This window comes from Granulicella sp. L60, from assembly GCF_009765825.1.
Classification (GTDB): domain Bacteria; phylum Acidobacteriota; class Terriglobia; order Terriglobales; family Acidobacteriaceae; genus Edaphobacter.
In genome coordinates, this window is record NZ_LMUR01000011.1 from 67,885 (window position 1) to 91,393 (window position 23,509).

19 protein-coding genes and 2 pseudogenes are annotated in these 23,509 nt (G+C 55.6%); 13 read left to right on the forward strand and 8 right to left on the reverse strand.

What is annotated here, in order from left to right:
- Positions 1-188 precede the first annotated feature (188 nt).
- Entirely contained in the window at positions 189-896 is a 708-nt protein-coding gene (locus tag GSQ82_RS06635) for a hypothetical protein (RefSeq protein ID WP_158791474.1), read from the reverse strand.
- A gap of 173 nt (positions 897-1,069) precedes the next feature.
- Here GSQ82_RS06635 and GSQ82_RS06640 point away from each other — a divergent pair, with 173 nt between their 5' ends.
- The 3 genes from GSQ82_RS06640 (at position 1,070) to GSQ82_RS06650 (ending at position 4,750) form a co-directional block, all read left to right on the forward strand.
- The gene (locus tag GSQ82_RS06640) at positions 1,070-2,494 is read left to right on the forward strand and encodes an FAD/NAD(P)-binding protein (RefSeq protein ID WP_158791476.1); all 1,425 of its coding nucleotides are present in this window, start codon (positions 1,070-1,072) and stop codon (positions 2,492-2,494) included.
- Between the two features lie 119 nt (positions 2,495-2,613).
- Entirely contained in the window at positions 2,614-3,813 is a 1,200-nt protein-coding gene (locus GSQ82_RS06645; RefSeq protein WP_254061479.1) for a chloride channel protein, read from the forward strand.
- A 10-nt stretch (positions 3,814-3,823) separates the two neighbouring features.
- On the forward strand, positions 3,824-4,750 hold the full coding sequence (locus tag GSQ82_RS06650) for a LysR substrate-binding domain-containing protein (protein WP_158791480.1): 927 nt from the start codon (positions 3,824-3,826) through the stop codon (positions 4,748-4,750).
- Between the two features lie 153 nt (positions 4,751-4,903).
- Here GSQ82_RS06650 and GSQ82_RS06655 read toward each other — a convergent pair whose 3' ends face one another.
- Complete coding sequence (locus GSQ82_RS06655) at positions 4,904-5,980, reverse strand: HoxN/HupN/NixA family nickel/cobalt transporter (RefSeq protein ID WP_158791482.1); 1,077 nt, start codon at positions 5,978-5,980, stop codon at positions 4,904-4,906.
- Positions 5,981-6,298: 318 nt separating this feature from the next.
- On the opposite strand from GSQ82_RS06655, the gene GSQ82_RS06660 reads away from it, so the two are divergent.
- A complete protein-coding gene (locus tag GSQ82_RS06660; RefSeq protein ID WP_158791484.1) occupies positions 6,299-8,680 on the forward strand; it encodes a carboxypeptidase-like regulatory domain-containing protein in 2,382 nt (793 codons plus the stop codon).
- A 7-nt stretch (positions 8,681-8,687) separates the two neighbouring features.
- Here GSQ82_RS06660 and nikR read toward each other — a convergent pair whose 3' ends face one another.
- Positions 8,688-9,146, reverse strand: coding sequence for a nickel-responsive transcriptional regulator NikR (gene nikR, locus GSQ82_RS06665; RefSeq protein WP_158791486.1), 459 nt, complete (start codon positions 9,144-9,146; stop codon positions 8,688-8,690).
- 547 nt (positions 9,147-9,693) lie between these two features.
- On the opposite strand from nikR, the gene GSQ82_RS06670 reads away from it, so the two are divergent.
- Positions 9,694-10,686 carry an ArdC family protein gene (locus GSQ82_RS06670; protein WP_158791488.1) on the forward strand — a complete coding sequence of 331 codons (993 nt, stop codon included), beginning with the start codon at positions 9,694-9,696 and terminating at the stop codon, positions 10,684-10,686.
- Positions 10,686-10,928 (forward strand): annotated as a pseudogene (locus GSQ82_RS06675) (hypothetical protein); the annotation flags it as partial. The gene GSQ82_RS06670 and the pseudogene GSQ82_RS06675, both read left to right, overlap by 1 nt.
- Positions 10,929-11,036: 108 nt before the next feature.
- Here the strand turns inward: GSQ82_RS06675 and GSQ82_RS06680 are convergent.
- The 5 genes and pseudogenes from GSQ82_RS06680 to GSQ82_RS06700 all read right to left on the reverse strand — a co-directional run bounded on the left by GSQ82_RS06680 (position 11,037) and on the right by GSQ82_RS06700 (position 15,311).
- Positions 11,037-12,017, reverse strand: a complete 981-nt coding sequence (locus tag GSQ82_RS06680) for a tyrosine-type recombinase/integrase (protein WP_158791490.1) — start codon at positions 12,015-12,017, stop codon at positions 11,037-11,039.
- The gene (locus tag GSQ82_RS06685; RefSeq protein ID WP_158791492.1) at positions 12,014-12,997 is read right to left on the reverse strand and encodes a tyrosine-type recombinase/integrase; all 984 of its coding nucleotides are present in this window, start codon (positions 12,995-12,997) and stop codon (positions 12,014-12,016) included. Before GSQ82_RS06685 ends, GSQ82_RS06680 begins: the two co-directional genes overlap by 4 nt.
- Positions 12,994-13,911, reverse strand: coding sequence for a tyrosine-type recombinase/integrase (locus tag GSQ82_RS06690; protein ID WP_158791494.1), 918 nt, complete (start codon positions 13,909-13,911; stop codon positions 12,994-12,996). Before GSQ82_RS06690 ends, GSQ82_RS06685 begins: the two co-directional genes overlap by 4 nt.
- Positions 13,912-14,076: 165 nt before the next feature.
- A pseudogene (locus tag GSQ82_RS06695) lies at positions 14,077-14,325 on the reverse strand (hypothetical protein); the annotation flags it as partial.
- Positions 14,325-15,311, reverse strand: coding sequence for an ArdC family protein (locus GSQ82_RS06700; RefSeq protein WP_158791496.1), 987 nt, complete (start codon positions 15,309-15,311; stop codon positions 14,325-14,327). The gene GSQ82_RS06700 and the pseudogene GSQ82_RS06695, both read right to left, overlap by 1 nt.
- A gap of 558 nt (positions 15,312-15,869) precedes the next feature.
- On the opposite strand from GSQ82_RS06700, the gene GSQ82_RS06705 reads away from it, so the two are divergent.
- The 7 genes from GSQ82_RS06705 to GSQ82_RS06735 all read left to right on the forward strand — a co-directional run bounded on the left by GSQ82_RS06705 (position 15,870) and on the right by GSQ82_RS06735 (position 23,367).
- On the forward strand, positions 15,870-16,997 hold the full coding sequence (locus GSQ82_RS06705) for a restriction endonuclease (RefSeq protein ID WP_158791498.1): 1,128 nt from the start codon (positions 15,870-15,872) through the stop codon (positions 16,995-16,997).
- A gap of 77 nt (positions 16,998-17,074) precedes the next feature.
- Positions 17,075-18,172, forward strand: a complete 1,098-nt coding sequence (locus tag GSQ82_RS06710) for a hypothetical protein (protein ID WP_158791500.1) — start codon at positions 17,075-17,077, stop codon at positions 18,170-18,172.
- 59 nt (positions 18,173-18,231) lie between these two features.
- A complete protein-coding gene (gene dcm, locus GSQ82_RS06715; protein WP_174243048.1) occupies positions 18,232-19,533 on the forward strand; it encodes a DNA (cytosine-5-)-methyltransferase in 1,302 nt (433 codons plus the stop codon).
- A 6-nt stretch (positions 19,534-19,539) separates the two neighbouring features.
- Complete coding sequence (locus GSQ82_RS06720) at positions 19,540-20,781, forward strand: type II restriction endonuclease (protein WP_158791502.1); 1,242 nt, start codon at positions 19,540-19,542, stop codon at positions 20,779-20,781.
- 18 nt (positions 20,782-20,799) lie between these two features.
- A complete protein-coding gene (locus tag GSQ82_RS06725; protein ID WP_158791504.1) occupies positions 20,800-22,368 on the forward strand; it encodes a DUF262 domain-containing protein in 1,569 nt (522 codons plus the stop codon).
- Entirely contained in the window at positions 22,368-22,835 is a 468-nt protein-coding gene (locus GSQ82_RS25600) for a very short patch repair endonuclease (protein ID WP_158791506.1), read from the forward strand. Before GSQ82_RS06725 ends, GSQ82_RS25600 begins: the two co-directional genes overlap by 1 nt.
- Before the next feature lie 160 nt (positions 22,836-22,995).
- The gene (locus tag GSQ82_RS06735) at positions 22,996-23,367 is read left to right on the forward strand and encodes a hypothetical protein (protein ID WP_158791508.1); all 372 of its coding nucleotides are present in this window, start codon (positions 22,996-22,998) and stop codon (positions 23,365-23,367) included.
- Positions 23,368-23,509 lie beyond the last annotated feature (142 nt).

Genomic DNA, 23,509 nt, shown 5'->3' on the forward strand with positions numbered 1-23,509 from the left:
CAGACCCCGTCAGCAGGAAGGATGCGTCCTCCTTACTGCGGCCGCCTGCGTGCATCCTCCGCCATGAGGACCAAAATTTCACCCAGCGGGCGAGCGGATAAGCAATATGCGCCAATGAAAAGGCCGCAACTGCTCATCATGCAGTGCGGCCTTACATCTTCCATTCGGTTTGGAATGTGATATTCCTTCTAGTTGCCTTGCATCTGCATCTGATGCACCTTGTAGTCCGTCTCAATGCTGAGGCGTCGCACAACTGTAAGACCATCGGTCCCAAGAAGGAATGTTGTGCCGGTGTCATCATTCATCAGCTGATGCTTTACCTGCTTCACCGTGGCGAGCAGCTTTGGGTCGGATGGTGTAGAGGTGTCAATCACCGCAAAGTCGCGTGGAATCGCGCGAACGTACTCATAGGGTTCGTTCACAGCGAGAAAGCCGCTTTCTCCCAATGGCTGCGTCATTCCAAGATTCGCTAGTGTCTCCACCATGCGCAAGGTCGGTTTGTGGGCTTTGTGCATATCCAATACAGCAACGCCTTTGCCATCCCGGAAACGAATCAGTTCAGCCCGCCCATCCAGCGGACGGACAAAATCGAACGCTCCGGGAACGGTGAGGGGGACGCTGGCAACTGTGCGGATGCGAGCCGGATCGGTCACATCAAAGACCGTCAGCCGTGCGCCCTGCTGTTGCTCGATGTAGAGATAGGTGCTTCCCGCATCGTCGGAGTGCAGGAAGAAGGAATTACCCGGAAGTTGCGCTTGTTCGGGTAGGTCACGCGGTTCCATCACTACGATCTCTTTCGAGCCGGAGTGAATTTCAGCCTTTGCTGCGATGGGAGCCAGCACTATCGTGAAACCGAGGACGGCAAGAGAGAGACGGAGTGTAATTAGATTTTTCATGTTCGTGTTCCCCTTTTCGAAATCAAGTGTCGATCCTGCAGGAGGCTCGCGTCCAAGAAGTAATCGTGATGCGGTATAAGCGTCCGACAGCATGCGTCGTATCTTCGAGCGAGCTTATATGGCATAAGAATTTGCGAATTCCAATGCTTGCTGCACCGGCCTAAATTCGAATCATGAAGACACGGGATGCAGTAACCGGGACAATTGCAATCATCGGCGGCGGGGTCAGCGGAACTCTGACTGCTTACCATCTCCTTCGACAGAATGCAGACGCGCGGGTGATCGTCATCGACCCTCGACCCAAGCTCGGTCTCGGGCTCGCGTATTCAACTCCTAGCCTGCGGCATCTGCTCAATGTTCCGGCCGGCAAGATCAGCGCACTACCCGATGAGCCGGAGCACTTCCTGAACTGGCTACGGCTAAATCACGATGCAGAAGCGCAGCCTACGACCTTTGCTCCGCGCGCGGTCTTTGGTCGCTACATTCACTCTCTAGCGGAAGGCGTCGATCTGAACCAGGTGCTTGCGTCTGTGGTGGGTTATCGTGCGAACAAGACCGGCGCGATTCTGAGGCTGGATACCGGACGGGAAGTCTCTGCCGACGTTGTCGTGCTGGCGACCGGAAACTTCGAGCCGGCAGCATTGCCGGGCATCAGTGAAGAAGCAATAGAGACAGGCGCGTACTGGCATAACGCATGGGCGCCAGAAACCTATGGGAACCTTAATCCCGATGCGCCTGTTGCTTTGATCGGCACTGGCCTCACCGGGGTCGATGTTGTGCTCCGACTACGTGAACTGGGCCATCGCGGCATCATTACCGCGATCTCTCGTCACGGTGTCTTTCCCAATCGCCACGCCGACTATGAGTCGCTCGATGAGAGCGCCATTCCCGCAGCCACACCCGCCACCTGTGTCGCTTACCTCCGTACCGTTCACGCTGCGATCCGGAATGGCGCCGACTGGAGAGCGGTCATCGATAGTCTGCGTTCCACCACGAATGAACTCTGGCTCGCGTTGCCTCTCCGTGAGCAAAAGAGATTTCGCCGCCATCTACAGCGACGCTGGGACGTGGTGCGCCATCGCATGGCCCCGTCTATTGCAGACACCATCGACGCCGAACTGAAAGCCGGAACGCTTGTTCTCCGCGAAGGGCATCTGGCCGCCATCGACGCCATCGACATCGGCGCGAGCGTTGTTATTAGGACGCATGCAGGCACGGAGAGCTTCACCGCAGCTCGCGTGATCAACTGCACAGGGCCGAGCATGAATTACCGCCGGGTCGGCTCGCCTCTTCTGGACCGTCTTTTCAAGCAGGGGCTGATCTCCCCAGGACCGCTAGGAGGAGGTTTTCTGTGCGCAGGCAACGGAGCAATGATCGATGCCTGTGGGAATGTATCCGAGCGCATGTTCAATCTGGGACCGGGTCGGCTTGGCTCACTCTTGGAGTCAATCGCCGTCCCCGAGATTCGACAACAGGCTGTTCAGCTGGCTGAGCTGCTGAGTGAACGCGTGAGAGAAGTGAGCGCCCTTGATCGGCTTGCAACTTCAGATGTCCTTCGAAGACAAGCGGAACCGCGCATGGGGGCCGTCCTGGCATGACTACCGCTCTCTTGCATCGACCCCAGGCATCGGTCTCACGTGGGATGACTGCCCTTGTTGCTGGCTTATGGGCGGTTGTCCTCGGCACTGTAAGCGGCACGGCCTGTGTGGCTGTAAGGATGTTCTTCCGAGCTCTTCAATGGGTCTTTGTTCGACATGCCGGGTTGTTGCCCGAGGCTGCTTTATCCCTTACACCGGTTCGGCGCGTGCTTACACCTATACTTGGTGCTGTTTGTGCAACAAGCGTAATCTGGGGTGCTCGCTGGTGGTCACGCTCTGCGAAGCACTTCGAAGAATACGTTGAGGCAGTTCGCTTCGAGAACGGACGAATAGCATTCTCTCCAACCTTCTGGCGGACGATCTCGTCTGCCTTTTCCGTGGCGACAGGCGCTGCGATCGGGCGTGAGGGGTCAATGATCCAGTTCGCGGCTGCAGTTACCTCCTGGATCGGAGAGTATTCCCCGATCCCTACCATTCCATTGTCACGGCAGGTAGCCTACGGCGCGGCTGCCGCCATCGCAGCCGCGTACCAGGCTCCCATTGCCGGCGTGTTCTTTGCGATGGAGATCGTTCTCGGGGAGGGGCTATGGGAGGAAATGCCACGGCTTGCGTTAGCATCCTGCGCGGGATGGCTGGCAAGCCGGCTCTTCCTGGGAGGCGGCCCGCTGTTCCCGGTGAACGAGCGGTTCACTCTTTCGCCTGAGTATTTGTGGGCCATTCCACTTGCAATTCTTCTGGGACTGGGTGGACCTCTCTATCAGCGAATGCTCCGGAGCCTTCGCTCTGCCAGTCACCTGCCATTCGCCCTCATCTGGGCCGGCTGCGTCGTTGGAATCCTCAGTCTTCTACGACCTGAAGTATGGGGCAATGGCGATATGGCTCTGCTTGAGATCTTCACGTCTGCTCCCGTTATGTGGACGGTTGGATCTTTGCTGGTCATCCGGCTCGTAGCGACAACATGCTGTGTCGGGACGGGAACCATCGGCGGAGTATTTACGCCAACACTTTTTGCAGGCGCAGCGGCTGGCCTCATTTTCGGTGGAATTCTGCACCTCTCACATCCTCTTCTATTCGCCGTGGTCGGCTTGAGCGTCTTCCTGTCCGCGGTAACCCATGCGCCCTGGATGTCTGCGTTTATGGCGGCTGAACTCACTGGTCAGTGGCACCTTCTGCCTCTTTTGCTGATCGGAAACCTACTATCCTGGAGCGTCGCATGCAGGCTCTCGTCTGACTCTCTGTATGCGATCGCCACGCCTAACCCCACAGATGAAACAATACCGTTCATGGCGGAATCCGCTGTGCATCCCGTCGTCAAGTAGGAATCTTCCCATGATCGAAAATTTCCGCATTCGAGTCTTTCGTAGTGTCGCTCAGCATCTTAACTTCAGCCGAGCTGCCGAAGAACTCCTGCTCACACAGCCAGCAGTCACCCAGCAGATCAAGGCTCTGGAAGAGGAGCTTGGTATACCGCTGTTCGATCGTGGCGGAGGCCACATTGCTCTAACGCCCGGTGGCCACGCGCTGCTCCCATTTGCGGAGAGGATGAAGAATCTAGGAGAGGAAGCCGTTACAGCAGTCGCAGGAGCTTACGGCCAACAGGCCGGAGAGCTCTCACTCGGGGCGTCCCAGACTATCAGCCAATACCTGTTGCCCATGCTGATTGCGCGATTCCTGAAAAGAAATCCGAAGGTGCAGCTTAAGGCCCGCAGTGGCAACACAGATGCGATGCTGGAGGCTCTGGTCGCCGGGCAGATTCAGCTTGCTCTCATTGAGGGCCCGGAGCACCGTAAGGATGTCCGCATCGAGCCGTTCATGGAAGACCACATGGTCCTGGTGGTCGCAGCCGCCCATGAATGGGCGAACCATGAAATCTCTCTTGAAGAACTCAAGAAGCAGCCGATGCTGATGCGAGAATTTGGTTCCGGCTCTCGGCGTGTGGTGGAGCAGGCGCTGATCGCTGCGGGGCTCAAAGTGAAGGAATTGATGATAAGTATGGAATTGGACTCGACCGAAGGCTTGCTCAATGCAGTCGAGGCGGGACTCGGCGTTACATTCGTTTCGCGTTGGGCTGTGCGCAACCAACTCGCGCTGGGAACAGTAAAGCTCTCACGCGTTCAGGGACTTAAGCTATCCCGCCGCTTCTCTTTGGCTTATCCTGCCGGACCGGAACCCGCAGGTAACGTCGGCGCATTCCGTGACTTTCTGCATAGCCAAGCGCTCGATCTTGCTCCTCAGCGTGCCGCGCGCCTACGTTAACGCAAGTAAGGATCATGGCACCACCGCCGTGGTGCTTTCGCGTGCGACATTCATCAACGAACTTGCTCCGGTCCGGCTGCCGTAACTCTGGGCCGATTAGATCCTTCTGGCTTCAAGAACGGATAGCCGGTCTGAAGCATGGAGCTTGGAACGTTACTCACTCGAACCAACTGCGTCGGAACCCAGTTCAAGATTGTCAAAGCCTCGCCATTTGTAAACGGCGATTGATACGAGCCAACTCACCATGAAAAGGGCCACGATCCAATAGCCCAGCAGACCGAAATGCGCGTTGAGAATGGTCACCAAGTTCCAGATCCTTCCTGTGAGATGGAACTGTTCTGCCAGAAGACCGAGTGCCTCGATCCCTCCGACTGCGAAAGCAACCACAACCGAGACGAAAGTGATGGTGAGGTTGTAATAGAGCTTGCGAATGGGTTTCACAAAAGCCCATCCATACGCGCCCAACATTAGGATGTTGTCGGTGGTATCGATGAGTGACATGCCAGCGGCGAAGAGAGCCGGAAATACCAAAATTGCCCAGAGGGACAGTCCCTTGGAAGCCTCTGCGGCGGAGATGCCGAGCAGGCCGATTTCGGTGGCAGTATCGAATCCGAGACCGAACAGCAATCCCAACGGGTACATATGCCAACTGTGCCGGATTAAGTTGAAGGCCGGACGGAAGAGACGGCCCAGGAAGCCCCGATTGCCTAGCAAGAGGTCGAAATCTTCCGCGTTGTATGGCTCTCCACGCCGCACTTGCGTAAACACTCTGAAAATGGACTGAAGAACGATCAGGTTGAGAATAGCGATACCGAATAGGAAGAGAGCGGATACCGAAGTACCGATCAGAGCGCCCATGTTCCTGAAGCCTTCAATGCGGTGCTGCAGTGCGAGCGCGGTGGCAGCAATTGCGATCGACCCAACGACGACAATGGTGGAGTGCCCAAGAGAGAACATGAAGCCCACCGCAACGGGTCGCTTACCTTCCTGCATCAACTTGCGCGTGACGTTATCGATGGCAGCGATGTGATCCGCATCCACGGCGTGACGAAGGCCGAAGCTGTAGGCAAGAAAAGCGGTACCCAACAGCACCGGATATTGATGGAACGCGACGAATGCCCATAGCCATGCTGCCAGGTTGAAGACCAGCAGAAAACTATAGATCGCAATGACCTTGCCTTTTGTGTTTCCCGGCTCGTCGCTAAGCAAAGTACGCAGTGATAACGGCATCAGTTCCTTAACCTTGGCACAGGGTCATAATTTACGTGGAGCATGGTTCGTATTACCTTTTTGAAAAGCGTGATACCCCTTGTGGCATAATATCCTAGTTGTTGACAATTTTGTCGGTAAGCGTGCAGGGACGCTCTGTGGATGCCGTCGTTATCGCTGGTGACAGGCCATCAAGGCTCTGTTATCGTCCGCGCGTAACACGATTCCAAAAGACGTAATACAGATTGGCCGACGCCAGCGCCTAAATGGATCGGGGAAGGTCACCCGGTCATCGCGGCTCTGCGTCTTGAACGCAAGTGACTAGCGAAAGGTGATTTCATGTTTTGGAGAACAATAGCTCTACTCTGTGGCACCATGGCGGGTAACGTAGCAGTGGCTCAAACGAACACTCTCCAGATCTGCGGTTCCGTTCTTGATCCAGCCGGGCTGCCCGTTGCCGCCGCGCATGTCGAGGCGGACTCTACCGCGGGAGCACGGTTGAGTGTGATCACGGCCAAAGACGGAAGCTTTTCGCTTCAGTTGCCGGCAAATGGCATCTACACTATTCGCGTGGAGTCGGAGGGCTTTGCACCTGTTACCCGCAACATGCAGCTCAACAGCTCTACGCCAAATGTCGTTTTGCGATTGCAGAACGTCTCCGCGCTTAATCAGGAGATCGTCGTCAACGCAAGCGTCAGCGACATTGACATAGCATCTCCCGATCCTTCGCAAAAAGTGTTGGTGCGCGAAGAGCTGCTGGATGCCAATCCCGGACGGCCCGGCGCGCCCATCTCGATCCCGGGCTTGCCAATCGAAACAGCCTCGGGAGGCATCAAAGCCCCCCAATACTTTGCCCCCGGTGTTGCCGGTGATCACGGGGAGCCGATTGCGCAGTACATCGCAGTCGGCGGATACCTCGTATCAAACAATTTGTCCGCGAACGCGCACGGTAATGGCTACGCGGACCCGAACATCTACGTCTCCGGCGCACTTGGTAGCGTGGAGACCGATGGCGGCGCATACAACGTGCTCGAAGGCAATCACGCGTTGAACCTTGCGGCCACGTATGGGCTCCGCCCGCAGTTTAACCGATTCGTCACCGTCACCGGCGACTATCGCGATGTCGATCTCACGGTGGGCCTCTCGCCCTCCGATCCGGCGAAAAAGGAATGGTTGGCTTTGGAGGCAAACTACGGAAATGGGCTGATGCTCACGCTTGAACATCGCAAACAGTTCAAGTGGAACGCACTGCGCGTCTTCGACCCCGGCAAGCATGAGATTACGCTATTCACGGATGGCTACTATGGCGTATCGCACGAGGGGAATCTGGTGCCCATCGGGTTTGGCGTGCAAGTGGTCGATACCGTCGACCGCCGTCAGATGGATCAGACCCATACCTTTATCTTGGCTGCGAATGACCAGTGGAAGGCCACTCATAACGATGAAGTCGCCTTCTCAGGATTCTTCCGGACGTACAATCTAGCATTGTTTTCTGATTTCGGCGAAGGCTTGATACGGCAGAGCGAGTTCCGTACCGTGGAAGGAGCCGAGGCGCGTGAAAATCATACGTTCGCTCCATGGTTACAGATGATGGCGGGCGTCCTTTACAACGAGGACGACATCAAGAATGACAATCTGGACCACTATCTATCCGACCAGCCCTACGTCTACGGATCGTTCGTCAAGGTACTCTCCAACAACGTGACGATTCGAGAATTTGCCCCGTATTTCGCAGTTCACGGCAACCTGGGAAGCCATGTTCAGTTCTACGCCGGATTGCGGAACGACAATGTCCAACTCGTCAACGTAGACAAGATGAAGCCCACTTACTCGTTCAACGAGTGGAGAACCTTCGAGAATCCAAAGGAGACGGTCACCTGGAATCCGGGCGCAGGAGCAACACGCTGGCTTCCTTCAGCTTCCATAAGTCTGGGCCAGGCATTCTTCACTGAGGACCCGCGTATCAACGTCGCTCCCTCTGCCGGGGGCACGGGAGCGGCCGCCTTCGCCAATCCGCTGGAGCGATCTCACTCCGAACAATTTGTGCTGGAAAAGCTGTTCTCCGGTACAGAGGCGCGTCTGACCGTGGGCCGCACGACCACGACAGCGACCCTTGCGAAGATTGACCCGGATAACGGCTCCGCCGACGATCTCGGCCCGAGCACGATCAAGTTCCTCACGGCCAACGTAAGGCATCAGTTCAGTTTCGGAACCGTCCAGGCGATTTTCTCAAAAGCTGACGCACGTTTGCAGACCTTCAACGGAGTTCCGGGTACAGTCACCCCGGAGGCACCGCGCACCATCTTCGATGCCCTGACTACGCTGGACAAGCTGCCGTTCGGACTGCATGGTCGCGCCGAGTACGAATATGTCGGCCACAAGTTTCTGGATATAGGAAACGCCGACCACCCGACGCAATATGAGGCAATTCCAGTCGGCGAAACCCGGATTGCCGTAGTCCGCCCCTTTCTGGAAGGGCGACTGGAATTAGGTGTGGACGGCCTGATCGCCAGAGGTTATACGGGCCAGACCACAGAAACCTTCGATCCTAACTGGAGCGTAGCGACTAGTGCCACCAGTCTCCCATATTGCGCAGCGGGAACAGGGCCGAGCGGGTTGCCCAACGACTTCGATTGCGGGACGGTCGAACGGGCCGTCGGTATACGGATGGTCTCGTGGATCGGTGGTTCAATCTCATGGCGCTTCAACTCTTTGAAGTAGTCGCTCCTCAAGTTGAGTGTGGGTGGGTGTGAGACTGTCGATGCACACCGCCCTTCAGCTCCTTGCCGGAGTTCGTCAAGACCAGCTTCCCTAACTCGACGCCGCGCAGAGCTCGAATACGATCCGCCATGGTCTGAATATCCTTGCTGCGTCCCTTCATGATGATCACCTCAAGGCAATAATGATGATCCAGATGAACGTGTGTTGCCGCAAGCACCATCGCTCCAGCGTCGTGTTGTGCCGCGGTCAACCGTTCGGAAAGACCAGGAATGTGATGGTCATAGACCAGAGTTAACGTGCCAACAACTGCCTTATTGGAGTCGACACTTTCGGCCAGGAGCGCTTCGCGGATCAGGTCTCGGATGGCTTCGCTTCGGTTTTGGTAGCCGCGTTTGGCGATAAGCCGGTCAAATTCCTTAAGAAGATCTTCTTCGAGCGATACGCCGGTACGGCTGAGTTGGGACATGCGGGTTCTCCGTAGCACGATTGTAATTGGACGTGTTATTTCGCGCGCTTGGCAGCACTCCCATTGCCAAATCAAGTGGTTGCTGGTCTGGTCTTGTTAGATCGACTATCCTCTTCCATCAAAGAGACCATAAGCGTAGTTCAGGTACTTCTGTCCTCGAAGTCGATGAGCTACAGTTTCCGGCGGATGCGAGGGAGGAGTTCCTCCTCACCTGTCTCCAGCCGCATCGCGTCTTCCGCCACCCACCTCAGCGGGGCCATTCCCTCCCCGCAACGCCCCTCCTGAAGATCATGTGCGCTAACGCGCACGCATAAGGAAACCAAACCTTGGCTGAGGGCTCCGCCCTGGCGCAGCGCAAGGGGTTTCCCAACAGTCTTCCGCGCTTCGCTTGTGCAGACCTTCGCTACGCTCGCCCTCCGCTTTGCTCCGGGTGGGAGATACCCCTCCCCTTGCGCTTTGCCGCCCCGCCTTCGCCAGGAGGCGTTCGGCATGTAGGTACATGCCGCGCACGGCATGAAAAGCAAAAGCAACCACAAGGGGAAGCAGCATGAAGAAGACAGCAACCATCGCCAAGCTCAGCATCTACCAGACCGTTACCGACCGCATTCTTTCCAGCCTCAAGGCTGGCGTCATTCCGTGGGAGAAGCCGTGGCAGACTCCGCACTTCACCGGAGGCCCGTTCCCGCGCAACTTCCGCACCGGCAGACCCTATCGGGGTATCAACGTATTTTTACTTTGGTCCTGCCCCTATAACTCTCCCTTCTGGCTCACCTTCAAACAGGCGCAGGAGCTAAAAGGCACCGTCCGCAAGGGAGAGAAAGGGACGCAGATTGTTTTCTATAAACAGCTACGCGACCGCAAGAAGCAGGACGAACGTACCCGCGAAGCGGACGACCGCGCCCCCTTCGTTCTTTGCTATTACACCGTCTTCAACGTGGAGCAGTGCGATGGCCTCACCCTTCCGCAGATCATCGAGCAGCCCACGACGGCCCCGGAGATCGACGCGGACGAAACCTGCGAAGCCATCGTTACCGGATGGGAGAACCGCCCCGCCCTTCATCTGACGGGTGAGACAGAGTACCGCGCTTACTACCGGCCAAGCACCGATTCCGTCCACATGCCCGCCCGTTCTCGCTTCGTGGATGCACCCCACTACTACAGCACCCTGTTTCACGAGTTAGTCCACAGCACCGGCCACGAAAGCCGCCTCAACCGTACCTTTGGCGCTCGCTTCGGAGATGACCTCTACAGCAAGGAAGAACTGGTAGCCGAGATGGGCGCAGCCTTTCTGTGTGTCATCGCGGAGATTGCCAACGACCACACCGACCGCAACACCACCGCCTACATCCAAAGCTGGATTTCCAAACTGGAAGAAGATAACCGACTGATTGTCCATGCCGCCGCGAACGCTCAAAGAGCCGTGGACTCCATCCTCGGCAGCACGTTTGCGGAAGAGACAGAAGAGGACGCCGCCAACCTCGTTACCTTGCAGACGCCTATCACCAGCGGCGCAACGGAAGAACTTGCGGAGGTGGCGTAATGCAGACCATCCTTTCAATTCTCAAAAGGGCCGGTGGGTGGTACCCCGGCCTGTACCTCAAGATCGAAAACGCGCCTTACATGGAGCTTGTCATCGAGGCGATGGACGAGTCCGGCCCGATGGGACTCCCCGCAATCTCTGTAGCGCACTACGGCGAACAAAACGGCGATCTCATGCGCGACCCGGAGATGTGTTTCGAGCTTGGCCTTGCCGGGGGAGCGCACTTAGACCCTTGGTACTACTTATGTTGAGCTCAACATAACCAATACTGTGTGAAGCGCCGGATTATGTGAAGTGAGATGGAGGAATGCAGTCGGGGCGCGGGAGATCGTCGTTCCGACTGCACATAGTTAGAGAGAAGCGAGGAAGGCCAGGAGCCTGTCATCAGGCTTGAAACGCTTGAATGCAGAGCCCGATGGTGTGACCTTGGCGAGGGCCTTTTCCTTTAGCGCAATGCTTGTGTGCAGATAGCCGTTGGTGGTCTCGATGCTCTCGTGTCCGAGCCAGAGCGCGATGACGGAGATGTCTACTCCTGCATCGAGCAACGCCATAGCGGTTCCATGTCTGATCGTGTGAGGAGAGATGCGCTTCTTCCGCAGGCTGGAACAGCTGGATGACGCGGTGGCAACGGCCTTCTGCAGCAGAAGACGAACTGCGAAGCGGCTGAGCGGTTCGCCGCGAACTCCCGGAAAGGCCATGCTGCCGGTGTTCTCTCGAAGCCAGTCTCGTAAGATACGTGCGGTGGAAGGCCACAGTGGGATAGCACGTTCCTTGCGGCCCTTGCCGTGCAGATGGACGTAGCTGTTCTTGCCGCTGCCGATCTGATCTATGCGTAGAGCACACAGTTCAGAGACGCGTGCGCCGGAGTTGTACATGGTCAGCAGCAAGGCATAGTCGCGCCGTCCGCACCAATGCTTGCGATCGATGCTGTTGAGGATGGCGTCCATCTCTGTGCGGGAGACATACTCCAGAAGCCGCGTATCTGTTCGCTTCATCGGAATGGCGAGCACGCGGGTGGCTGTTCCAACGCACTCTGGGTGATGCAGAGCCACCATGCGGAAGAACGAGCGTATGGCTGTGAGTCGCAGGTTGCGGGATACAACAGAGTTCTTGCGCTGGAGCTCCAGGTTATCCAGAAAGCGCAGAATGATCTCGGCATCAAGCTGTTCGATGGCGAGTTGCGCAGGCTCGATCTTCAGTTCCGACTGTACGAACTGCAACAGCAGACGGAATGTATCGCGATAGCTTGCGAGAGTCTGCGGGCTGAGCCGTCGCTGAGCGATGAGGTAGTTGGTGAAATACTGCTGGAGAAGAGGGCCAGCAAGCATCATCGGCGACCTCCTTCAGGCATCTGTTCTGGATCAAACAATGCACCGGCATCCCGAAGAAGATCCGGCGTAGCGCTCAGATACCAATAGGTGCTCTCCGGTCCTTGGTGGCCGAGGTAGACGGAGAGCCATGGAAGCTGCGTCCGGATGTCCGTACCCTCGTGCTGCCAGAGTGTCAATCGCTTCACCGCGAAGGTATGCCTGAAGCAGTGCAGTGTGGGCCTACGTTGGTTCGCGGGCGGAGCAATGCCAACCTGCTTCAGCAACTGACGAAAGGTGTACCGGAGCGGGTTATAGATCAGTGGTCGGCAAATCGTGTTGGTGAAGAATGGTTCAGTGCTGCGGCCCCGCAACGCTGTTGCTCGCTCGTCGATATAGTGCCGCAGGTGCTCCACGGTCGAGGTGTGGAGCACGACGTTGCGCGACTTGCCGAACTTCGTCTCATGGATATACAGATGTGAAGGCTTCGCATCGAGCCTCACATCGGCGATCGTCAGGCGCAGAGCCTCCCCGATGCGAATACCTGTGCTGGCTAGCAGGCCAATGAGTGTGCTGACCGTCGCCGCACGGAACCGGAGCCGGTTCCGCGCGGCTGCTTCCATAAGCTGCTGAATCTCCCGGTCAGAGAAGATGTAGGACGCACGCCGCTTGTAACGCCTCCGGAACTGGCTCTGGGGAATGCCCGTCTGCTCTTCGAAAGTACGAACCTGTAGCAGGAACGCACGTATGGCAAGCAGACGATGTTCATCGCGATAGGGTCGGTTCAGCATGGAGCCGTCCATCACCCAATCCATCGCAAACTCTGCGCGAATCGGCCAGGGGCATCCGTGCTGTCGCCATCGTTCAAGAAAGCTGCGGAGCAGCGCCTCTTCATATCGGAGGCGTCTACGCTGGTCGCCTTCAAAATAAGGGCTACGCCTGGCGCGAGCCCGCTTCAGCGCGAGGAATGCGTCGAGGTGCTGGGACAGGGCTTCGAAGGTCATCGCTCACCTCCCGGCCACGGTAGGGCAACCTGAGCGAGTGCCTTCATATCGAGCTTGGCGTAGATCAACGTCGTCGAAAGGCGGCGATGGCCAAGCAGGTCTGATACGTCCTTAAAGGACGCTCCATGGTTCACCATGGTGGTGGCGATGGTATGGCGGAGTGAGTGCGCAGAGCCACCAACGACACCCGCTCGCTTGAAGAGGTACTTCGAGATCGTCTTGATATGCAGGCGTCTCATCTCATCAGGGAAGGTTGAACGACTGGAATCAAAAATCCAGAGCGGGACACTGGAGAAGGTTCGAAGGTAGGCGACAAGCGCCTTGCCCACATCTTCCGGCAGCGGAAGTATCCGCTCGCGTCGGCTCTTCTGGCTGCATATCCTTATAGAGCCTGCTTGCCAGTCGATATCCTGCCACTTGAGATGAGCAACTTCTTCGCAGCGCAGACCGAGCCGCAGTAACAGCAACAGCAACGCACGATCTCGGCGCGCTATCCACCTGTCGCCCTGTGATGCCTTGAAAAGAGCACGTATCTGCTCTCTCGAAAGCTGTCGCGGAAGATGCGCGTGACGCTTCGTCGCAGTCCTGGGAAGAGCTTCGTCCCATCCCTTCGGCACCATGTTGTTCTCTGCGAGATACCGCAGAATCGTGCGCATGCTCGTCAGCGAAGCGCGTTGCGTGCCCCGGTTGGGATAACGCTCGAACTCGGCTGTAAGAAATCGAACGATGTCGGTGAAGCAAATGGCATCCCATGCAATCGGTCCATCGCCAAAGCAAAAGCTGCAAAGTCGCCGCAGGATGCGGCGTTGAATCTCACGTGTCGATGCTGCGAGACACCGTACCTCCCGCGCGTACAGGTCATAGCTGGCCACGCACTCTGAAAGCGATAGCCCCTTCTTCGATAACTGGTCCATAGTCTCCTCGTGCCGACCGGATGTCGGTACGAGAAGAGTCCCGAACTATGTTGAGCAATGCAAATACAAGAGCCGCGTGAACACTGCGCCTGAGCCATGTGGTGAGACTCCGCTTCACATAATCCGGCGCTTCACACAGTATTGGTTATGTTGAGCTCAACATAACCAATAGAAGGGGTCAAGATATGCCTTGCTGCCGAAAGGTAGGCACAACTCGAAACACATCTCCGGGTCGCGCATGAGGTCGCCGTTTTGTTCTCCGTAGTGCGCGACGGAGAGAGCGGGTAGTCCCATCGGGCCGGGTTCCGGCGTGGCCTCGATGACGAGCGCCATGTAAGGCGGGTTCTCGATCTTGAGGTAGAGGGTGGGCCGAAATCCTCCGGCCAGTTTGAGAATGTCGAGGATGGTCTGCATTACGCCACCTCCGCAAGTTCTTCTGCAACGTAGACGGGCGGCTGCAACACGGCGACGTTGGCGGCGTCTTCCTCTGTCTCTTCCGCAAACGTGGTGCCGAGGATGGAATCAACGGCTCTTTGAGCGTTGGCGGCGGCATGGACAATGAGGCGGTTATCCTCTTCCAGCTTGGAAATCCAGTTCTGTATATAGGCGGTGGTGTTACGGTCGGTGTGTTCGTTGGCAATCTCCGCGATGGCGCAAAGGAAGGCTGCGCCCATCTCGGCTACCAGTTCTTCCTTGCTGTAGAGGTCATCTCCGAAGCGGTCGCCAAAGGTGCGATTCAGGCGACTTTCGTGGCCGGTGCTGTGGACTAGCTCGTGAAACAGGGTGCTGTAGTAGTGGGGCGCATCCACGAAGCGGGAGCGGACGGGCATGTGGACGGAGTCGGTGATTGGCCGGTAGTAAGCGCGGGATTCGGTCGCACTGGTCAGATGAAGGGCGGGGCCGTTCTCCCATCCGGTAACGATGGCTTCGCAAGTCTCGTCCGCGTCGATCTCCGGGGCGGTGGTGGGCTGCTCGATGATCTGCGGAAGCGTGAGGCCGTCGCACTGCTTCACGTTAAAGACGGTGTAATAGCAGAGAACGAAGGGGGCACGGTCGTCCGCTTCGCGGGTGCTTTCATCCTCTTTCTTGCGGTCGCGTAGCTGCTTGTAAAAGACAATCTGCGTCCCTTTCTCTCCCTTGCGGACGGTGCCTTTTAGCTCTTGCGCCTGTTTGAAGGTGAGCCAGAAGGGAGAGTGATAGGGGCTGGACCAAAGCAAAAATACGTTGATGCCGCGATAGGGCTTCCCGGTACGGAAGTTGCGCGGGAATGGGCCTCCGGTAAAGTGCGGGGTCTGCCATGGCTTTTCCCACGGAATGACGCCAGCCTTGAGGCTGGAAAGAATGCGGTCGGTAACGGTCTGGTAGATATTCGGTCTGCTGCTGGTGCTTGGCTTCTTCATCGCTTGCTTCTCCCTTGCGGTTGCTGTTGCACGTCCGCGTTGAAACGCGGCATGTACATGCCGAACGCCTCCTGGCGAAGGTGGGGGGTAGCAAGTGCAAGCCGAGGGGTATCCCCACCCGGAGCAAAGCGGAGGGCGAAGCGCAGCGGAGGTCTGCACAAGCGAAGCGCGGAAGATTGGGGAGTGGCTTGCAGGCGCGAGGGGCGAAGCTCCCCTTAGCAGCTTTTGCCTGTTCTACCCGGGGGGGGCGTTGAGGGGAGGGTGGACCTCCCCGCTGAGGAGGGTGGCGGAAGACGCTATGCGGCTGGAGCCCGGGAGGAGACATCCTCCCGGCCCTATAAGGTTTTTGTGGAAGCGGGGTTCACCCTTCTCGGCGCGTCTACGCAAGATGCGACAAGAGGCAGGCGAAGCGATTCGACTGGCTGGGCAATGTGCCGAACTTCCGACTATGCTGCCGAGCGAGATAATGGCCTAATGAGCGAAACAGCAGAAACAGCACTGGAACGATTGAAGGCTTTTCTAGAGTCACGACCGTCTGAGCCGGTTCTCAAGGAATGGATGGCCAAGCTCCCTCCTTCGGAGTACGTCGAGTGCGCTCTATATTTGTCGCGATTGGGCGGCACGACCTTCATTCGCGTGTACAGTCTGGATCACGCCTTCAAACATGCTGACAAGCTCAGCGATGAAGAACTCTTTCTCCAGCTAGCGCAAGCGTTGAACGACTCGGTTCAGGTGACGGACAAAGGCGTCGCTCCGGTAAACCCGAAGGAAGACCCCGAACCTGGCAGTCGCTTCGCTTCCCTCTACAACGAAGCTGTACGACGTGGTTTCCAGCGAGACGATATCGGCTTTGGCATGAAGCCCGATCTCTGGACCGATGAGAAGTTCAACAAGATTGGAGACCCGGAGTGGAAGCGTTTTGAAAAGCTCGTCGCGCGCATTCACATCGCACTCTGCCGAGATGCCGAGGTGAAGTGGTCGGAAAAGCTCACCGACACTTCGGGCACAGAACGACAGATTGACGTAACTATCCGCACTCGAACCGGGCCGCACCAAATGCTTGGGATCGTCCAGTGCAAGTATGAGAAGCGGCCCGTCAGCATTACGGAAGTCGAGGCGTTTGTCAGCGTAAAGAAAGATCTCAACGCCGCGACGGCAATCATGGTCGCGCGGAATGGCTTCCAATCAGGCGCGGAGGCGAAGGCAAAGCTGCATGACATCCGTCTTTGGACACTTGATGAAGCAGAGAAAGTGGCTTGGCGAGAAGAAGTGAGGACGTTTCGTCTGCGTTATCCCATGTTTCGCGAGGTCAAGTTTGTTCCAGCGATTCCAGTCCAGGCATTTAGCAACGCCACGATGGAAATTGACTTCAAAGCGGTATGGATCAGCAGCGGGGAGAAGCGAATCTCGCTCTTCAACGTCATTGCACGAGGTATCTCGAATGCTACCGAACGATGTCTTCCGCTCCCTTGCTGGGTCGATCTTGAATTTCCGGGCGCGACGCTGGAGTTACTTGGAAAGAAGTTCCCTGTGGAACGTGTTTCGATCCATCTGACGCACCATGTAGAGATTGAACAGCAAAGGGCGATGAAGGTGCCGTTAGGTACGTCCTACGAGTTTCGCAAAAACACTGGCGAAAGCGTCTCCATTGTAGAGCGAGACTTGCCGGGGTTGAAGCCTGAATGACCAAGCAACGTGAATTGGCTGGCGTAAGATCGTTCACGTCGATAGTGGCGCAGTAACTGGATGTTTTACTCTTTGATATGCTTCCTACTCCATTTGGCGAACTGAGTTCGATCGACATCAACGAGCGGGCGACTCAGCAGGACATTCTCTTCTACGACAAACACCAGCTTCTGGAAGGCCTGGTGGCGGAGAATCACGTTGACCAAATCCTGGAAAAAACCGTGCAGGATGAGGAGCGTTTAGTACGGCTAAACGTGACTTCGGTGCTCGCAGGGAGCAGCAAATCTCAAAAGCGGTATGTGCTTGTTCTCGATCAGGGATGCGAGCCTGATCTTCTCAGGGCTTATCTGTCGCAGTTGACAAAGCGCTTCATCGTAAAACTTGTCCGATATGACGAGGCTGCACGAGATTTTGTGACGCATCCGGGTAAATATGTGGAAGATGTGGCTCTTGATGGTTCATATGGAAACCTCGTTAAGGCACTGAACCGGAACCCTGTTTTTATCCCCATAGCGGAGGCTATCAAGGACCCCACACGCCAAAAACAGGGATTCTGGGGCCAGTTGGTAGGTGCCTACGGCGATAGATTAGGCACTGACGTTGTACTTCCACGCATCTTTAAGAATTTTGCGATTCAACCCTATTTTGATCGAGGCGTCTGGGACATTGACAGAGTGTTTTGGGATGCACAGAGCCGTTTGTTTTCTGTATTTGAAGTCAAGCATAAGTTTCCGAGTGGATCCGGCAAATACCCCCTGAGCTTCGGAATCAATGTCGGAAGTGTCGGGATGCTCCTGGATCTGGCCGAAGCCGGCTTCCGCTGCTTTCACACGATCATGGTCAAGCCCTACTGGAACAAGGGTGTTTCAGTGACTTTCCTCTTCAACAATCTGGAGGCCAGAAAGCATGTGCTCTTTTGCGGAAAGAACTTTGATCGCAATGAATTTCTGCAACTGTCTCAAAAGAAAGCCTATTCAGCTCCGTCCGACACGAGCTTAACTGGCAGTAATACTCTTCCGTTTGTGTTCTTCGATGCCGTGTCTCTCTTCAGGATCGGCTTGCTCGACGATCCGGACCTTTCGAGGCAGTTTGCTTTGGCGATCACAGAGCAACTTCAGGGCCATGTGACGGATGATGAGCTTCGCAGCCATAAGCTGAGCTGGCCGCCCCAGTAAATCCCGCTAAATTCAGTAAAAAGAAAGATTCCTGGACTTTGGGATTCAGATAGGACAAAATGTCCCTTGAGATGCCCAGTGAATCAGTATCGAACCAGCCTACCGACTCCCTCGCAGTTTTAGCTCAGGTGCGCCAGCTTATGACGCAACGGGAGATTGGAGAACGTCTTTCAGTAACCCCCAAGACCGTCGGTCGCTGGGAACGGCGCGAAACCGATTGCCCGGCATACGTCCAGGCCGCTTTACGGGAGATGCTCCCTGCGCGTAGCCGTAGTGACGCTGCCGCCAGCTTCACATTTATAGATTTGTTTGCCGGTATCGGCGGTATGCGCAAAGGATTTGAAAGTGCAGGTGGCCGTTGCATCTTCACGAGCGAATGGAACGAATGGTCCAAGAAGACATATCGCGCAAACTTTCCGAATGATGAGCATGAAATTGTCGGAGACATCGTGCCATACGATGCAGCGGATATTCCTGACCATGATGTGCTCCTAGCGGGTTTCCCCTGCCAGCCCTTCTCAATCGCGGGAGTGAGTAAGAAAAATGCCCTTGGGCGGCCACACGGATTTGAGTGCACGACGCAGGGGACCTTGTTCTTCGATGTTGCCCGCATTATCGCCGAAAAGAGGCCCAAAGCATTCCTGCTTGAGAACGTGAAAAACCTGGTCAGTCACGATGGCGGCAACACATTCCGGGTCATCAAGGAAACCTTGCAGCGCGAGTTGGGCTATCACATTCAGGCCAGGGTGATCGATGGCCGTGCCTTCACGCCACAGCACCGCGAGCGCATCCTGATAGTAGGATTTCGAGAAGCGACAGGCTTTAGCTTCGATGACCTGCAACTGCCGACTCAGGGGCCTGTGCTGGCCTCCATTCTTCATCCCGAAGATGGTTCCGAAGAAGCGGAGCCACCTTTTACGACCGACCCACTGGCGAAGGTGCATTCCAAATACATTCTGACGGAAAAGCTATGGGCGTATCTCCAGGGGTATGCTGCGAAACACAAAGCAGCCGGCAACGGCTTCGGCTTCGGTCTTGTCACCCCCGACATGGTCACCAGAACACTCAGCGCTCGTTATTACAAGGACGGTTCCGAGATTCTGGTGAGTCGTGGCGGCAAGAAACGCCCCCGCCGACTTACCCCCAGAGAGTGTGCTCGCCTTATGGGTTTCGACGGTCCGAGAGAAAGTAAATTCATAATCCCGGTTTCTGACACTCAGGCTTATAAGCAATTCGGAAACAGCGTTGTCGTACCGGTGATCGTGGAAGTCGCTCGACTCATGGCCCCTCATATCCGTATCCTGCAGCGATACGAACAAACCGGAATACTGGAGTTACCGCTGTTTGGTGTTGCGAGCTAGGAGCTTATGAAGGCTGGTTATCTTTCTGAGTTTTTTACCGGCGTGGGGATGAAAACGCTGAGCGCGGTTGAGGCCGATCCCAGCCGCAGCCATCAGCACGAACTAAACGGCGCTCAACCCCTCATGCGGTTATTTGGTGAGGCTACTGGCAAGCATAGATACGAAGCGTTGTTCATCTACCTGAGTGACAGCGATGGGGAACCTGTCGTGGAAAAGGGGAGTCTTACCTGGTACGACGCTCGTGCCAAACACCCCACTCGCACGGAGCACCGTGCCTATTTTCCGACCAACGAAGTATCGAGACTTGCAGCCGAAGGCGATCTACTGCTCGTTGCCAAGCGACCTGATAATTCGCTGCTGGTTGTGATCGCTCAGGGCGGCTCGACGATCGCAAGCCAGGTGCAATGGCTATTCAGCGTTCAGCTCGAACATAAGGGCTTTTCCGTGCGTGAGGAGTTGGAGACCGAGCAGGACCGGATCCAGTTTGCCTCAGAGTTCATTCTTGAGCAGCTAGGTATCGAGCCGGACAATCCCGTTGTTGCTGAAAATTATCTTGATACGATGCTGGAAAAATTTGGCGGTAAGCTCCCAACGACCAATCTATTTTCGGCTTACGCGCGTGAGACAGTACCAGGACTCGATCCGGTCGCTGACCCCGACGCTGCACTACTCGGATGGATGGAACGCGAGGAGATTCTTTTCCGCACTATGGAAAAACATCTCCTGGGTGATCGCCTGCAAAAGGGTTTCGCCGATGATGTCGATGGTTTCCTGGCTTTCTCCTTGGCTGTCCAGAATCGCCGTAAAAGTCGCTCCGGTCATGCTCTGGAAAACCACTTAGAGGTGATTTTCAACTCGAACAATCTTCGATATGAACGAGGGGTGGCGACGGAAGGAAAAGCTAAACCTGACTTCCTTTTTCCTGGCTCCAGAGAATACAAAGACGCCAATTACAACGCCGCGCTGTTGACAATGCTGGGTGCGAAAACTACCTGCAAGGACCGCTGGAGACAGGTTTTGGCTGAGGCGAAACGCATTGACCATAAGCATCTGCTGACACTCGAAGCGGCTATTAGCAGTCATCAGACAGATCAGATGCAGGAACATAATTTGCAGCTCGTGATTCCACGTGGCCTCCATGAAACATTCACGCCAGCCCAACAGAGATCACTGCTTACCCTGGCAGGGTTTACGGCTATGGTTAGAGAACGGGAAGTTGCCGGGGCAACAATCGGCTTAGGCCAATGAACATATGAGGAGAGATAGATGGCTGGCCGTAAACTCGTAAATTTGGATGCAATGATCCCTCGTGCCGATTTCGCAATTCTCGAGGATGCTCCTGAAATGCCGACGAAAAAGGTCGATAGTATCGGCACTCGTGATCTGCGACCTGACGGCCTTCTCCCGCTCCTTCGCAAGCCGGATTTTCAGCGAGAAACAAACCACTGGACACCCGAACAAACGGTGCTTTTGATTCAGTCTTTCGTTGATGAGGACCTGATTCCTTCGGTCATCCTCTGGCAGGCTCAGGGCTCCATCTTCGTAATCGATGGGGGGCATCGCCTCAGCGTACTGCGAGCCTGGATTGAAGATGATTACGGCGATAAAGCAACCTCGCAGGCATTCTTCGGTTTCAACATAAACGAAAACCAGCTTAAGGCAGCCAAGGAAACGCGACGGCTGGTAGAGAAGTCCATCGGTTCCTACAATGATTGGATAAAAAAGGAAGGTATCCAGCAGGATTTGCCACCAGCAGACCGGCGGCGTGTGGCTAGTGTCCGGACTACTACGATTCCCATTCAGTGGGTCACAGGCAATGCGGAACGCGCTCAGGCCTCATTTCTCAAGATCAATACGAAAGGAACGCCCTTAGATGAGATCGAAATACTGCTCATCCGCAATCGCAAACGGCCCGCCGCTATAGCCGCAAGATCGATTATTCGGGCTGGCATGGGGCATAAATATTGGTCGGCCTTTAGTGACGACAAAAGGAAGCAGATCGAAGCAAAAGCCAGCAAGTTATATGAAGTTTTATTTGAACCAGACCTTACATCCCCTGTTAAAACGCTCGACCTTCCTCTAGGTGGAGGGGCTGGCGTTCGTTCCGCACTAAAATTGCTCGTCGATTTCGTTATGGTTGCAAGTCGCAACCAATTGGGGGAACCAGAAAGAGTTGAGGATCAGGACGAAGACGAAACAGGCGATGAGACTATCAGCGTCCTGGACAAAGCACTGCGCCTCGCTGAACGAATTACTGGAGACGACAAAGGCAGCTTGGGATTGCATCCAGCAGTATATTTCTATGGCCCCACGGGGACACACTTTACCTCGCTGTTTATGGGGATATCGACACTATTTGCGCGAAAGCTGGTCAACAATGATCCAAGCTTCTTTCCGAAGTTCACCAAGGTTAGGAAAGATCTCGAAGTTGCCCTGCTTCAGCATAAGCGTCTAATCGCCGCCATCATTCAGAACACTCGAAGTGCGGGCCGAAACGACATGATCGCCAGTCTGTTAACTTCAATGATTGATTCGATCAATGCAGGCAATACGATCACGGAGCAAGGTCTGGTAAACAGTGCAGGCCTTGAAGGGAAAATATTTGTTGGCGAGGAACAGACGAAATCCAGCAAATTCACACCGGAAACACGCAGCGCCGTCCTTATCCGCGAAGCTTTGGCAGCCGCGTTACATTGCCCAATTTGCGGTGGTTATCTCGATCCGCAAAAATCCGTTTCATACGACCACATAACGCCGGTTCGGGATGGGGGCAAAGGCACCGAAAGCAACTGCCAGCTCGCTCACCCTTACTGCAATCAATCCATCAAACACTAATGGATATTCATACCCAGGAGCAGCGCAGCCGAAATATGGCGGCAATCAAGGGTGCCAATACCAAGCCCGAAATGCGGGTGCGATCGGCGCTTCACTCAATGGGATTTAGGTTTCGACTTCATCGGAAAGACCTGCCCGGAAAGCCAGATATCGTCTTGGCGAAACACCGAACCGTGATTTTTGTTCATGGTTGCTTCTGGCACTGTCACGACTGCAGGTGGGGCAGCGTGGTTCCTAAGACGAGGTCAGAATTTTGGGCAAAAAAGCGTCAAGGTACCACGGAACGGGATACTCGCAACATTACTTCGTTGAAAGTGGCTGGCTGGAAGGTTCTTGTGATCTGGGAATGTCAGTCGCGCTCTAACGAAGTGCTTCGTGGCATACTTGCTTCGGCACTAAGCAAAGGAACGCCGACAGATCATCATGGTGACTCACAATGCGAACATCGTGATTTTGTCGGATGCTGAACAGATCGTTGTGTTGAAAAGCACGAGCGAACGCGTGCAAATTACGGCGCGCGGTTCTATTGATGATCCAACGACTCGATAGTTAGAACGTGGCGGCATGAGTTATTTATCTATGCTGATGCATAGGCATTACCATTGCTGGGTATCAGAGAGGAATGACATGGCAGACGAGCGGAAGGCATATTCGAGATACATCTTCAATCGTGGGCTTGCGACCCTTTGGAAGGGCGATCCGGCCACTCCTGGCGCGTTGTATCGCTCGATTGTGCTTACATCCGCTGATTTCAACTCAACCGCTGCCGTATTCCAAGTGTTGGAACTCGAAGGCGCGGGTAATGGAGTTGAGAATGGCAAATTCGCCGGTCCGCAGGGTGAGCCGAACATCTTGTTCGATCAGGACTTTGAGGGCATGGACGATGCCGCCAAGCAGTTCAATGTACTCGTCAAGGAAGCAGAATCTCAGGGGTTCAAGATGATGACTTTCTGGGACCAGATCGATTTTGAGGAAAAGCTGAAGGCGTCTAGGGCGTGATGCGTGAGCATAGCGTTCGTATCGCTTGTCTAGTGCCGTCCCATCTCACCGCACGCTACCCGGATATTTTCTAGGCCAAGCGAGTTCCATGATATATGGCAACCGACGAGGATTCTCCGAGATAATTGATTTGCCTAGCCGA